The 11352-nt window shown below is 70.6% G+C and carries 12 protein-coding genes and 1 tRNA gene; 7 read left to right on the top strand and 6 right to left on the bottom strand.

Annotated features, from left to right (window positions below; genetic code table 11):
* Nucleotides 1-152 (bottom strand): twin-arginine translocation signal domain-containing protein (locus HNQ01_RS16615; RefSeq protein WP_173806537.1); only part of this gene is annotated, 152 nt, incomplete at its 3' end.
* A 273-nt stretch (nt 153-425) separates the two neighbouring features.
* Here HNQ01_RS16615 and HNQ01_RS16610 point away from each other — a divergent pair.
* Nucleotides 426-596, top strand: a complete 171-nt coding sequence (locus HNQ01_RS16610) for a hypothetical protein (protein WP_173806449.1) — start codon at nt 426-428, stop codon at nt 594-596.
* A 10-nt stretch (nt 597-606) separates the two neighbouring features.
* Here HNQ01_RS16610 and HNQ01_RS16605 read toward each other — a convergent pair whose 3' ends face one another.
* Together HNQ01_RS16605 and HNQ01_RS16600 are read right to left on the bottom strand one after the other, a co-directional pair.
* Nucleotides 607-1971, bottom strand: a complete 1365-nt coding sequence (locus HNQ01_RS16605) for a sensor histidine kinase (protein ID WP_173806536.1) — start codon at nt 1969-1971, stop codon at nt 607-609.
* A gap of 29 nt (nt 1972-2000) precedes the next feature.
* On the bottom strand, nt 2001-3488 hold the full coding sequence (locus HNQ01_RS16600; RefSeq protein ID WP_173806535.1) for a nickel-dependent hydrogenase large subunit: 1488 nt from the start codon (nt 3486-3488) through the stop codon (nt 2001-2003).
* Between the two features lie 124 nt (nt 3489-3612).
* Here HNQ01_RS16600 and HNQ01_RS16595 point away from each other — a divergent pair, with 124 nt between their 5' ends.
* The 4 genes from HNQ01_RS16595 (at nt 3613) to HNQ01_RS16580 (ending at nt 6090) form a co-directional block, all read left to right on the top strand.
* Nucleotides 3613-3981: a hypothetical protein gene (locus tag HNQ01_RS16595; protein WP_173806534.1), complete on the top strand. Its 369-nt coding sequence runs from the start codon at nt 3613-3615 to the stop codon at nt 3979-3981.
* Nucleotides 3982-4063: 82 nt separating this feature from the next.
* A complete protein-coding gene (locus HNQ01_RS16590; protein ID WP_173806533.1) occupies nt 4064-4672 on the top strand; it encodes a DUF2242 domain-containing protein in 609 nt (202 codons plus the stop codon).
* Between the two features lie 119 nt (nt 4673-4791).
* Nucleotides 4792-5016, top strand: a complete 225-nt coding sequence (locus HNQ01_RS16585; RefSeq protein WP_353621727.1) for a hypothetical protein — start codon at nt 4792-4794, stop codon at nt 5014-5016.
* A 225-nt stretch (nt 5017-5241) separates the two neighbouring features.
* The gene (locus HNQ01_RS16580; protein ID WP_173806531.1) at nt 5242-6090 is read left to right on the top strand and encodes a family 16 glycosylhydrolase; all 849 of its coding nucleotides are present in this window, start codon (nt 5242-5244) and stop codon (nt 6088-6090) included.
* A gap of 116 nt (nt 6091-6206) precedes the next feature.
* Here the strand turns inward: HNQ01_RS16580 and HNQ01_RS16575 are convergent.
* The 3 genes from HNQ01_RS16575 to HNQ01_RS16565 form a co-directional block, all read right to left on the bottom strand.
* A tRNA-Ala gene (locus tag HNQ01_RS16575) sits at nt 6207-6282 on the bottom strand.
* Between the two features lie 16 nt (nt 6283-6298).
* A complete protein-coding gene (gene rsxB / locus HNQ01_RS16570; RefSeq protein WP_173806530.1) occupies nt 6299-6970 on the bottom strand; it encodes an electron transport complex subunit RsxB in 672 nt (223 codons plus the stop codon).
* An 89-nt stretch (nt 6971-7059) separates the two neighbouring features.
* Complete coding sequence (locus HNQ01_RS16565) at nt 7060-8565, bottom strand: polyhydroxyalkanoate depolymerase (protein WP_173806529.1); 1506 nt, start codon at nt 8563-8565, stop codon at nt 7060-7062.
* A 376-nt stretch (nt 8566-8941) separates the two neighbouring features.
* Between HNQ01_RS16565 and ppa the strand changes: the two genes are divergently transcribed.
* The gene (gene ppa, locus HNQ01_RS16560; RefSeq protein WP_173806528.1) at nt 8942-9466 is read left to right on the top strand and encodes an inorganic diphosphatase; all 525 of its coding nucleotides are present in this window, start codon (nt 8942-8944) and stop codon (nt 9464-9466) included.
* A gap of 93 nt (nt 9467-9559) precedes the next feature.
* Complete coding sequence (locus HNQ01_RS16555; RefSeq protein ID WP_173806527.1) at nt 9560-11347, top strand: ABC transporter ATP-binding protein/permease; 1788 nt, start codon at nt 9560-9562, stop codon at nt 11345-11347.
* Nucleotides 11348-11352 lie beyond the last annotated feature (5 nt).

The following is an 11352-nucleotide window of genomic DNA, read 5'->3' as shown; positions in this document are numbered from 1 at the left end:
ACCGGCGTGCGCGGCTTGGTCTCCATCGCGTGCGCGATCTGCGGCACGAAGGCCGGGCCGAGACCCAGCGAGGTCGCGGTGAGCGAGCAGTATTTCAGCAGGCTGCGGCGCGAGATGCCCTGGCGCCGCATCACCTCGTAGAACGTTTCCATGTGGGTCTCCTCGGTTCTGTCGCGGAGAACGTCACAAGTCGCGTGCCTGACGCCCATCGGCTCAGGGTAATCCCGCATCACTGTCGCAAGTCCTTGTCACGGCTTGGAAATTCGTGACGTCTTGACGCAGGTCAGGCGAGCGTGATCGGATGGGTGGAAAGAGAGTGACCGGTCGATGGCCGCTGGCGGAAGATCGTTGTCCGGTGACGGCGCGGTCGCGGCCGGGGCTGCGCGTGATACCCTGAGTCGACCACCACACAGAAAGGCGCCCCCATGGCCATGAAGCCGAACTACTCGTTCGAGAAGCGTCAGCGCGAGCTGGAGAAGAAGAAGAAGAAGGAGGAGAAGGCGCAGAAGAAGGCGCAGGCAGCCCACGGTGCCGCCCGCCCGGCCGACCAGGAGCTGCCGGAGGCGCCGCCGCAGGAGAGCGGCTCCAGCGTCTGACCCGGGCCGTTCAGCCGCTGGCCGACGCCATCGGCAGGCCCTGGGCGGGCAGCTCGACCACGAACTCCGCTCCGCCGTCGGCCTGGTTGCCGGCGAGCAGCCGCCCGCCGTGCTGCTCGACGATGCCGTAGCTGATCGACAGCCCCAGGCCGGTGCCCTTGCCGACCGGCTTGGTGGTGAAGAAGGGGTCGAACAGTCGACCCAGATGCTCCGGCGCGATGCCGGGGCCGTTGTCGCGGAACACCAGCCGCGCCAGACCGGCCTCCAGATGGCCGGTGATCCACAGCGTCGGGGGCTTCGCGCCCGCGCCGCTGGCCGCATCCCAGGCGTTCTGGATCAGGTTGAGCATCACCTGCAGCAGCGGCCCCGGTGCGCCCTCGACCACGCTGTCGGGGCCGGGCTGCCAGTGCACGACGAAGTCCGGCGCGGTGCCCTTGCGCACCCAGTGGATCGCCTGCTCGACCACCTCGTTGAGCCGCACCGGGCCGCGCTCGTCGCGGTCGGCGGCCGAGAAGCGCTTCAGTCCCTGCACGATGTCGGCGGTGCGCTGCGCGCCCTCGAGCGTGCCTTCCATCAGCGAGGGCAGGTCGGCCAGCAGGTGGTCGAGGCGCAGTCGGCGGCGCATCGGCGCGAGCTCGGCCACCGGCCGGCCGCCGTGGATCTCGCCGAGGTACTGGCGCAGCCGCTCGGTGTAGCGGGTCAGCGCATGCACGTTGCCGAGCACGAAGCTGATGGGGTTGTTCAGCTCGTGCGCGACGCCTGCCACCAGCCGGCCCAGCGAGGCCATCTTCTCCGAGTGCAGCAGCTGCTGCTGGGTGCGCTTGAGCGCCTCGTGCGCCTCGCGCAGCTGGTGGTAGGCGCGCTTGAGCTCGCCCATCGGCCGCCCGACGAAGACCAGGCCGACGCGCCGCCCGGCCGCGTCCAGCCGCGGCGTGCAGTTGAAGTCGACCGGCACCGGCTGGCCGGCGCCGTCGAGCAGCTCGACCTCGAGCACCGTGCCGCCGCGCTGCAGCGCCGGCGTGCCCAGCACATGGCGCAGGCGCACCCGGCTGGCCTCGTCGGCCATCAGCGCCTCGATGCCGCTGCCGCGCAGCGCGGCCTCGTCGCGGCCGGTCAGCTCGGCCAGCGCGCGGTTGGTCTCCTCGATGCGGCCGCCGGCGTCGCAGGCCACCAGCACGTCGCTCATCGCGCTGAGCAGGCTGAAGATGAACTGCTGCGACTGCTCGAGCTGGGCGTTCTTCTCCTCGAGCGCGACCTCGTCGGCCACCAGCTGCGAGTAGACCTCGTCCATCTTCTGGATCACGTCGAGCCAGGCGCTGTCGTCGATCCCCTCGGCGGGCGGCAGCATCGGGGCGAGCGGCGGGCGGTCGGGCATGGCGGGTTCGTCCTGCAGCGAAGGGGGAGTCAGTGCACGGTGCAGACCATGCACGGGTCGAAGGAGCGCACGATGTGCTGCACCGCCACCGGCGTGGTCTCGCCCGGGCGCACCGGCGCGTCCTCCAGCGCCTGCTCGAGCGCGCCGGGCCGGCCGCTGGCGTCGCGCGGCGAGAAGTTCCAGCTCGTCGGCGCGATGATCTGCCAGTGGCGGATGCGTCCGCCCTGCAGCGCGATCCAGTGGCCGAGCGCGCCGCGCGCGGCCTCGGTCAGGCCGCGGCCCTGGCCCTCGGCCGGCAGCGGTGCCGGGCGGCAGAAGGGCTCGCCGGGGCGGATCGCCTTCAGCCAGCCCTCCATCAGCGGCACCACGCGCGCCAGCTCCATCAGCCGTGCCAGCACCCGCGCCAGCACGCCCGAGCCCTCGCGTGCGACCAGCTCGCGCAGCAGCGGCTGGCCGTCGGCGAGCTGGCGCGCCAGCGCGCCGGTCTCGGCGACCTCGCCGCCCAGGCGCGGTGCCTTGTTCCAGCTGTAGGCGCCGGGCTTGTCGGCGTCCGGCAGCGTCAGGCCGCGTGCCGGGGGGCGCACCGGCTCGCCGTCGGCGGCCAGCCAGGCGCGGGTCACGTCCTCGGTGACGAGCGACAGGTCCAGCGCGGCGGTGGCCGACGCGCCGGCGCGCCAGACGCCGCCGCCGATCGCGGTCGTGCCGTCGGGCTGCGGATAGGCGCCGTGGCTGATCCACAGCCCCGGCCCGGGCCCGAGCCGCGCCAGCCCCAGGTCGTCGGCCAGGTCCAGAAAGAAGCGCAGGTCGCCGGCGCCGGCGTCCGTGCCGGTCGGGCGCTCGGCGCGCCAGCGCGCCAGATCCGTCAGGCTGGAGAGCGCGGCCACCGCCTCCAGCGGCGCGCCGAACAGCGTGCGCTCGAGAAAGCCGCGGAACTCGCGCACCCGCGCCAGCAGCCGCAGCCGCTCGGCCGCGTCGATCGCCCGCGCCGAGCCGCCGGCCTCCAGGCTGCCGGTGTGCGGCCACTTGCCGCCGAGCAGGCCCATCAGCGTGAACCAGCGCGCGCGCGCCGCGGTCGCCAGCCGGTGGTGCTCGCCGCAGCCCTCGGGCGAGAGGGCGGCGAAGCGCCGGCGCGCCTCCACGAACCAGGGCCGCGTGGCGTAGACCTCGCGGGTGAAGTCCGGCATGAAGAACAGGTAGAAATGCGTCAGGTGGTCGGCCAGGTTCTCGCAGGCCAGCATCAGGTCGGTCGCCAGCAGGCCGTTGGGCGGGGGCTGCACGCCGGCCAGGTCGGCCAGCGCCCGGGTCGCCGCCACCGACTGCGACACCGAGCAGATGCCGCAGATGCGCGGCACGATCACCAGCGCGTCCCCGGCCGGGCGGCCGAGCAGGATCTGCTCGAAGCCGCGGTACATCGGCGCGCAGACCTCGGCCGAGCGCACCCGGCCGTCGGCGATGTCCAGACGGACCTCGAGATCGCCCTCGACGCGGTTGAAGGGGCCGACGATCAGGCGGGGCATGGGCGGTTCCTCCGGGCTGGGGTTCGGGTTGCGGCCCGCATTGTGCGGTGTGCGGACATGGTGCTGTGGCATCATCGCCCGCCCCGAAAGTCGCCTGAGGCGAAAAGAAAGAGAGTCGTTCCGCATGGACCTGAAGCTGCCCATCGTCATCGTCGACGAGCTCGCCGACACCCTGGTCAAGTCGACCGGCGTCCTGGACTTCGCCAGTGGCGACATCACCGAGGTCCGCTATCAGGGCTACGACCTCGAGAAGAACGGCTTCCCGGCCCGCGACGCCGACTACGACTTCACCAGCGGCACGCTGTCCAACGGCACGAAGGAGGTCGAGTTCGGCATCCGTGCCGACGCGATGGCCGCGCGCTACTCGGTCACGCCCGACGAACTGCTCGAGCTCAAGGGCCGCGCCGCCAAGCTGTTCGCCGCCGCCCCCGTCTCCGCCGAGCCGGCTCCGGCCGCGAAGAAGGCCCCGGCGCGCCGCAAGCCGCGCGCCTGATCCCGCAGAAACGGAGTCGGCCGCCGTCAGGCGCTACGATGGCGGCCGTTCGCGTGAACCGACCCGACCTGCCGCGCCACCGATGCGTCCCTCCGTCCTGCCGTTCCTCCGCTGCGCTCTTGCCGCCCTGACGCTGCTGGCCCTGGCCGGCTGCTCGACCTCGTCGGGCAGCGCCGCGGCGAAGTCCCGGGTCTATCTCGACGAGGCCTTCTCGAGCACCGAGACCTTCTCGCGGGTGTTTCCCGCGACGACGGGCGGCACCTGCGAGGCCGCGCGCCGCGCGCTGATGAGCCAGGGCTACCTGATCGGCAGTGGCGACCGCGCCGACTCGGTCACCGGGCGCAAGAGCTTCCAGCCGCAGCCCGAGGTGCATGTGCAGATCGAGTTCCACATCGTCTGCGTGCCCGAGGTGCGTGCCGCGGCGCTGTCGGCCTCGGACGCGCCGGCCAACGCCGGCGAGCCGGCCGACCGGCCCTCGACGATCGCCTTCGTCAGCGCGGTGCAGGACCGCTACTCGCTGAAGAAGAGCTCGAGCTCGGCCAGCCTGGGCGTCAGCGCGATCGGCTCGGTCTCGCTGCCGCTGTCGTCGAACGACGACTCGCTGGTCAAGGTCGCCAGCGAGACGATTCCCGCCGGCGAGTTCTACGACCGCTTCTTCCAGCTGGTCGAGAGGTACCTGGAAGTTCCCTGAGTCGTCCATCCGGATCCGCCGCGTCAGGCGATCGCGGCGGAATGGTGCTATGGTGACCCGTTCCATCGGAGAGCGCCATGACCGGTTCGAGTTCCTCACCGTCCGTCGCGGAGGCGTCCGTGCCTTCGTCGCCGTCCTCTTCTCCTTCCGTGCGCCTCGAGCGCCTGCGGGCCGCGCTGCCGGCGACGATCGAGTTCCTGCAGCGTCGGCGCGCCGACCTGATCGACCCGGTGCTGATCGACGACTATGTCGCCATCAACTGGTTCGAATGGCACGGCGGGGCGCTGCGCCTGACCGTGACCGGCCGCAACATCTGCGCGCAACTGGCGATCCGGGCGCGGTGACGCTGCGCCAGCGTGGCGCAGTGCTCGCGCAGCTCTTCGAACAGGCTCCAAAAACCGGTTGAATTTTTCACATCAGGACTGGATTGTTTGTCGTCCGGATCCTGAAGTGCTCAAACGCGGGGGTGTCGGCCGGGCGGCCAATCCCTAGTCTTCGAGCGACGCGCACCACGATGGTGTGCCTGGTTCGGCTCATCGGAGCCGTCCTCGACTCGAAAGACACCGCCCATGACGCCCGTTGCCCGCACCCTGCGCTCCCTGGTCTGGCTGCTCGTGCCCCTGTCGGGCATGGCCCACGCGACCGGCTCCTCCTTCGTCGACGACCTGTCCGGCTACGACACCAGCCTCTGGCAGAAGACCAATGCCACCCTGGCACCCCAGCCGGTCGACGTCGCCTGGCGCGCCGACCATGTCGCCTTTGCCAGCGACCAGATGTACCTGAGGCTGAACACCTGGCCCTGCAGCGTGGCGGCCGAGCAGTGCGGCAGCCGCCCGAACGCCTCGGGCCAGTACGCGTCGCTCGACACCTACGGCTTCGGCACCTTCAGCGCTACCTTCCGGGCCGCGTCCGGCAGCGGCGTCGTCACCGACTTCATGAAGTACAGCGGCACGCTCAACAGCGCCAGCGGCCCGAGCGACCTGATCGGCATGCACATCGCCGGCAACGACACCAGCACGCTGCAGCTGAGCTTCCTGTCGTCGACCAGCGGCGGGCTGGTGACGCAGTCGGTGGCGCTGGGCTTCGATGCCTCGGCCGGCCTGCATTCCTACGCGTTCGACTGGACCTCGGGCTCGCTGTCCTGGTATGTCGATGGCGTGTCGGTCTACAGCCTGTCGGGCGTCGACGTGCCGGATGCGCAAGGGCGCATCGTCGCCGACGTGTGGGCCGCCCAGGCCGGCTCCGGCGCGGCCAGCGTGCTGGGCAGCTACACCCGCGCCGGCACCTCGGCGGTCTTCGACTCGATCAGCTACACGGTTCCTGCCGCGCCGGTGCCCGAGCCCGAGAGCCTGGCGATGATGGTCGCCGGTCTGGGCGTGCTGGGCTGGAGCCGTCGTCGCGCTGCGCGCAGGACCTGAGCCGGACCCGACCGACAGCACAGGGGGCGGATGCGCGAGCATCCGCCCCCTGCGTTTCGGACAGGCAAGAAAAAACGCCGAAACCTTTCGGCTTCGGCGTTTTTCGCTGGATTCGTTGGTGGAGAGGAGGAGGATCGAACTCCCGACCTTCGCATTGCGAACGCGACGCTCTCCCAGCTGAGCTACCCCCCCAACGCAGAATGCAATTCTAGCACGAGTCTTTTTGACGCTGCAAGCGCGCGCGCGCCAGGGCCGCCTCGATCATCGCGCGCTTGCGCTCGATCTCGCCGGGCACCTCGGTGTTCTTCGTCAGCTGCTCGAGGTGCTCGAGCTTGTGCTGGGCCTTGTCCTCGAGGCGCGCGGCGTGCTGGCGCGCGGCCCGCTCGCGCCGGGCGTTGCGATCCAGGTAGCGCTGGCGGGCCGCGTCGGCCTGCCCGGGTGTCCAGGCCTGCCAGCCGCTGCGCCCGGGCGTGACCACCTCCAGCGAGATGCAGTCGACCGGGCAGGCCGGCAGGCAGAGCTCGCAGCCGGTGCAGTCGGCCTCGATGACGGTGTGCATGTGCTTGTTCGTGCCGCTGATGCAGTCGACCGGGCAGGCCTTGATGCACAGCGTGCAGCCGATGCACCAGGCCTCGTCGATGACCGCCACCGTGAGCGGCCCCTCGACGCCGCACGCCGGATCGAGCGCCTGCGCGGGCCGGCCGGTCAGCGCGGCCAGGCGCATGACGCCCTCGAGTCCGCCGGGCGGGCAGCGGTTGATGTCCATCGTGCCGGCGGCCACCGCCTCGGCATACGCGCGGCAGTCGGGCTGGCCGCAGCGGGTGCACTGCGTCTGCGGCAGCTGGGCATCGATCAGGTCGGCGAGGGAGGGCGGCGGCATGGCGGCGGGCAGAAAGGGAAATCGCGGCGGGGCCGCGATTGTCCTTCAGGTCGATGCCCGGCCCGGCCGCGCGGGCCGGGCGCCCGGGCTCAGCGGCGCGTCTTGCCGCGGCGCGTCGGCGCCGGCTCGGCCGGTGCGGCGTCGGCCGGTGCGGCGTCGACCGGTGCAGGGGCCTCGTCCGGGGTCGCGGTGTCGACCGGCGCGGGAGCCTGCGCGCTCTCGGCGACCGGAGCCTGCGGCGCCGGGGCGGCGACCGCTGCGGCCGTCTCGACCTCGGTCTCCGGGGTCGCCGGAGCCGCCGTTTCGGGGATCGCCTCGACCGGATCGGCCACCGGGGCCGCCGCAGCCTTCATCGGCGCCTGGTGCTCGAGGATGAACTTGCGCACCTCCGGATAGGCCATCTCGCGCCAGCGGCGGCCGGAGAAGATGCCGTAGTGGCCGGCGCCCTTGACGATGTAGTGCTCGCGGCGCTCGGCCGGGATGCCGCTGCACAGGCCGTGCGCGGCCTCGGTCTGGCCGGCGCCGGAGATGTCGTCGAGCTCGCCCTCGACCGTCAGCAGCGCGGTGGTGCGGATGTCCTGCGGCCGCACCGGCTCGCCCTTGACCACCCAGGTGCCGTAGACCAGCGAGAAGTCCTGGAAGACGGTGCGGATCGTCTCGAGGTAGTAGTTGGCGTCCATGTCGAGCACCGCGTTGTACTCGTCATAGAACTGGCGGTGCGCCTCGGCGCTGTCGTCGTCGCCGCGCACCAGGTCCAGGAAGTAGTCCCAGTGCGAGTTGGCATGGCGGTCCGGGTTCATCGCGACGAAGCCGGTGTGCTGCATGAAGCCCGGGTAGACGCGCCGGCCGGCGCCGGGGAAGTTCTGCGGCACGCGGTAGATCACGTTGTGCTCGAACCACTCGATGTTGCGGTTCATCGCCAGGTTGTTGACCGCGGTCGGGCTCTTGCGGGCGTCGATCGGGCCGCCCATCATCGTCATCGTGCGCGGCGTGGCCTCGCCGCGCGAGGCCATCAGCGAGATCGCCGCCAGCACCGGCACGGTGGGCTGGCAGACCGAGATCACGTTGACGTCCGGGCCGAGCTGGCGGATGAAGTCCTGCACGTAGCCGATGTAGTCGTCGAGGTGGAAGTCGCCGGCCTCCATCGAGACCATGCGCGCGTCGACCCAGTCGGTGATGTAGACCTTGTGGTCCTGCAGCAGCGTGCGCACCGTGTCGCGCAGCAGCGTCGAGTGGTGGCCCGACAGCGGCGCCACCACCAGCACGATGGGCTGCGCGCGCATGCGCTCGAGCATCTGCGCGTTGTCGGTGTAGCGCTTGAAGCGCAGCAGGCGGCAGAAGGGGCGGTTCTCGACCACCTGCTCCTGCACGGCCACGTCGACGCCGTCGACCTTGACCGTGGTGATGCCGAAGGCCGGCTTCTCGTATTCCTTCGTCAGGCGGTGCAGCAGGTCGAAGCCGGCGGCCATGCGCTCGGAGCCGGGGGCCTGGGCGAACGGCGACAGCGGATGGCTGTAGAGCTTGGCGGTGGCGCTGGCGAACTCCGCGAACGGGCTCAGCAGAGCGCGCTGGGTTTCGTAGAACTGATAGAGCATCGCGATTCCTCGGGCATCCGGTGGGGGCTGGGGCAGGGCGGCGTGCCGCTCATGTTGCAGTGCAGCATTGTACGCCGGCCTGTATTGCTGCGCAGCATCATCCTGTGTGCGGTCAAGACTGGACAACCGGGCAATTCCCGTAATTACGGAAGAATGCGACGTGCATCGGGCCTGTCGCGTACCTCGAATGTTCCATTCCGGGACAGCGGCGCGTGCGATCCTGATCGATGTTGCGATGCCGCAACGTCGGGGGGAAGCGGGCTTGTTTGAAGTCGTCACGACTCGCGCCCGAGGCGCAAGGCCGACGCAAGCGCGCCCCGTAGAATCTCGACGGCTTTCCGGCTATCCCATTCCATTCAACACTCGGAACCACCTCATGAGCCTGCTCAACGTCCCCCCCGGCACCGCCGACAAGTTCAACGTGATCATCGAGATCCCGGCGAACTCGGACCCCGTCAAGTACGAAGTCGACAAGGAAACCGGCGCGCTGTTCGTGGACCGCTTCATGGGCACGGCCATGCACTACCCGTGCAACTACGGCTACGTGCCGCAGACCCTGTCGCTCGACGGTGACCCGGTCGACGTGCTGGTGCTGACCCCGTTCCCGCTGGTGCCGGGCTCGGTCGTGCCCTGCCGCGCCATCGGCGTGCTGAACATGGAAGACGAGTCGGGCCAGGACGCCAAGGTGCTGGCCGTGCCGACCGAGAAGATCCTGCCGACCTACGCCGGCATCAAGTCGCACGGCGACGTCGATCCGCTGATCCTGGCGCGCATCCAGCACTTCTTCGAGCACTACAAGGACCTCGAGAAGGGCAAGTGGGTCAAGGTCACCGGCTGGGCCGATGCCGAAGCCGCCCGTGCCGAGATCAGCAGCGGCGTCGAGCGTCTGGCCGCCAAGTGAGGCCATGAGCGCCCGGGCTCCGGCCGTCGCCGGAGCCGTCGCGAAGAAGGGGAGCCCGCCGGGCTCCCTTTTTTTCGCCCGTAGACTAGGCGCATGAACTGGAACCAGGAACTTCTGAACAGCGCGATCTGGGTGGCCAAGGCCTACGCGATCACGCTGGTGGTCTTCGTCGCGGTGATGGCGCTGCTGGCGCGCGGGACGGTGTGGGGGCGGCAGTTCTGGTCGCTCACCGGCGCCTACTTCTCGCCGCGGCGCTCCTGGCGGCCGCTCGGCGGCGTGGCGCTGATGCTGCTGTTCGTGCTGTTCACGGTGCGCATGAACGTGGTGTTCTCGTACTGGTACAACGAGTTCTACAGCGCGCTGCAGGCGCTCGACCAGAAGGGCTTCTGGTTCGGCATGCAGCTCTTCGGCGTGCTGGCGACGATCCATGTGATCCGCGCGGTGCTCAACAGCTACATCCGCGGCGCCTTCACCATCCACTGGCGCCAGTGGCTCAACGACCGCACCGTCGACGAGTGGCTGGGCGGGCAGTCCTACTACCTCGGGCGCTTCGCCTCGCCGCCGGTGGACAACCCCGACCAGCGCATCCAGCAGGATGTCGCGGCGCTGGTGACGACGACGCTGGGGCTGTCGATGGGACTGGTCAGCTCGGTGGTGTCGATGTACGAGTTCACCGGCATCCTGTGGAATCTCTCGGCGTCGATGACGGTGGCCGGCACCGAGATCCCGCGCGCGATGGTGTTCCTGGTCTACCTGTACGTGATCGTCGCCTCGTCCTTCGCGTTCTGGATCGGCCGGCCGCTGATCGGGCTGAACTTCATGGCCGAGAAGCTGACCGCGAACTACCGCTACCTGCTGGTGCGCCTGCGCGAGTACGGCGAGAGCATCGCGCTCTACCGCGGCGAGGCGGTCGAGCGCCGCGGCCTGCTGGCGAGCTTCGCGGCCGTGATCGGCAACGCCTGGGACACGCTGTGGCGGTCGCTGAAGTTCGACGGCTACAACCTGGCGATCAGCCAGATCGCGGTGGTCTTCCCCTTCATCATCCAGGCGCCGCGCCTGTTCGCCGGCACGATCAAGCTCGGCGACGTGATGCAGACCAGCCAGGCCTTCGGCCAGGTCGAGGAGGCGCTGTCCTTCTTCCGCACCTCCTACGACAGCTTCGCCGGCTACCGCGCGGTGCTCGAGCGCCTGAGCGGCTTCGAGCAGAACGTGCGCGCGTCGTCGAGCCTGACGCTGCCGGCGCTGGCCGAGCAGGCGCAGGGGCTGACGATCGAGCACCTGACGGTGCGCCGCCCCGACGGCCAGGTGCTGACCGCCGACCTGTCGCTGGCGCTGCCGGCCGGCAGCGCGCTGCTGATCCGCGGCCCCTCGGGCTCGGGCAAGACGACGCTGCTGCGCACGCTCGCCGGCCTGTGGCCGTTCTCGGACGGCCGGGCGGCGCGGCCGCACGGCTCGGCCTGCCTGTTCCTGTCGCAGCGGCCCTACCTGCCGATCGGCACGCTGGCCGAGGCGCTGGCCTATCCGGCCGAGGCCGCGTCGCTCGATCCGGCACGCGCCGCGCAGATCCTCGAGCAGGTCCAGCTCGGCCACCTGGCCACCCAGCTCGACCAGGCGCAGGACTGGTCGCAGGTGCTCTCGCCGGGCGAGCAGCAGCGCCTGGCCTTCGGCCGCGTGCTGGCGAACCGGCCGGCGATCGTCTTCCTCGACGAGGCGACCTCCGCCACCGACACCGGCCTGGAGCACGGCCTGTACCGGCTGCTGCGCACCGCGCTGCCGCAGGCGGTGCTGGTCAGCGTCGGCCACCGCGAGACGCTGGCGGCCTTCCACGACCAGGCGCTGACGCTGGCGCGCGACGGCAGCTGGATCCAGGGCCGGCCCTGATCGCC

It is taken from the genome of Sphaerotilus uruguayifluvii (assembly GCF_013294065.1).
Taxonomy (GTDB): domain Bacteria; phylum Pseudomonadota; class Gammaproteobacteria; order Burkholderiales; family Burkholderiaceae_C; genus Sphaerotilus; species Sphaerotilus uruguayifluvii.
This window is presented reverse-complemented; position numbering and strand designations above follow the sequence as displayed.

Excerpts from the sequence above, each read along its gene's own strand:
- HNQ01_RS16610 (WP_173806449.1), top strand. The coding sequence starts at position 426 with ATGGCCATGAAGCCGAACTACTCGTTCGAGAAGCGTCAGCGCGAGCTG.
- HNQ01_RS16605 (WP_173806536.1), bottom strand. The coding sequence starts at position 1,971 with ATGCCCGACCGCCCGCCGCTCGCCCCGATGCTGCCGCCCGCCGAGGGG.
- HNQ01_RS16600 (WP_173806535.1), bottom strand. The coding sequence starts at position 3,488 with ATGCCCCGCCTGATCGTCGGCCCCTTCAACCGCGTCGAGGGCGATCTC.
- HNQ01_RS16595 (WP_173806534.1), top strand. The coding sequence starts at position 3,613 with ATGGACCTGAAGCTGCCCATCGTCATCGTCGACGAGCTCGCCGACACC.
- HNQ01_RS16590 (WP_173806533.1), top strand. The coding sequence starts at position 4,064 with ATGCGTCCCTCCGTCCTGCCGTTCCTCCGCTGCGCTCTTGCCGCCCTG.
- HNQ01_RS16580 (WP_173806531.1), top strand. The coding sequence starts at position 5,242 with ATGACGCCCGTTGCCCGCACCCTGCGCTCCCTGGTCTGGCTGCTCGTG.
- rsxB (WP_173806530.1), bottom strand. The coding sequence starts at position 6,970 with ATGCCGCCGCCCTCCCTCGCCGACCTGATCGATGCCCAGCTGCCGCAG.
- HNQ01_RS16565 (WP_173806529.1), bottom strand. The coding sequence starts at position 8,565 with ATGCTCTATCAGTTCTACGAAACCCAGCGCGCTCTGCTGAGCCCGTTC.
- ppa (WP_173806528.1), top strand. The coding sequence starts at position 8,942 with ATGAGCCTGCTCAACGTCCCCCCCGGCACCGCCGACAAGTTCAACGTG.
- HNQ01_RS16555 (WP_173806527.1), top strand. The coding sequence starts at position 9,560 with ATGAACTGGAACCAGGAACTTCTGAACAGCGCGATCTGGGTGGCCAAG.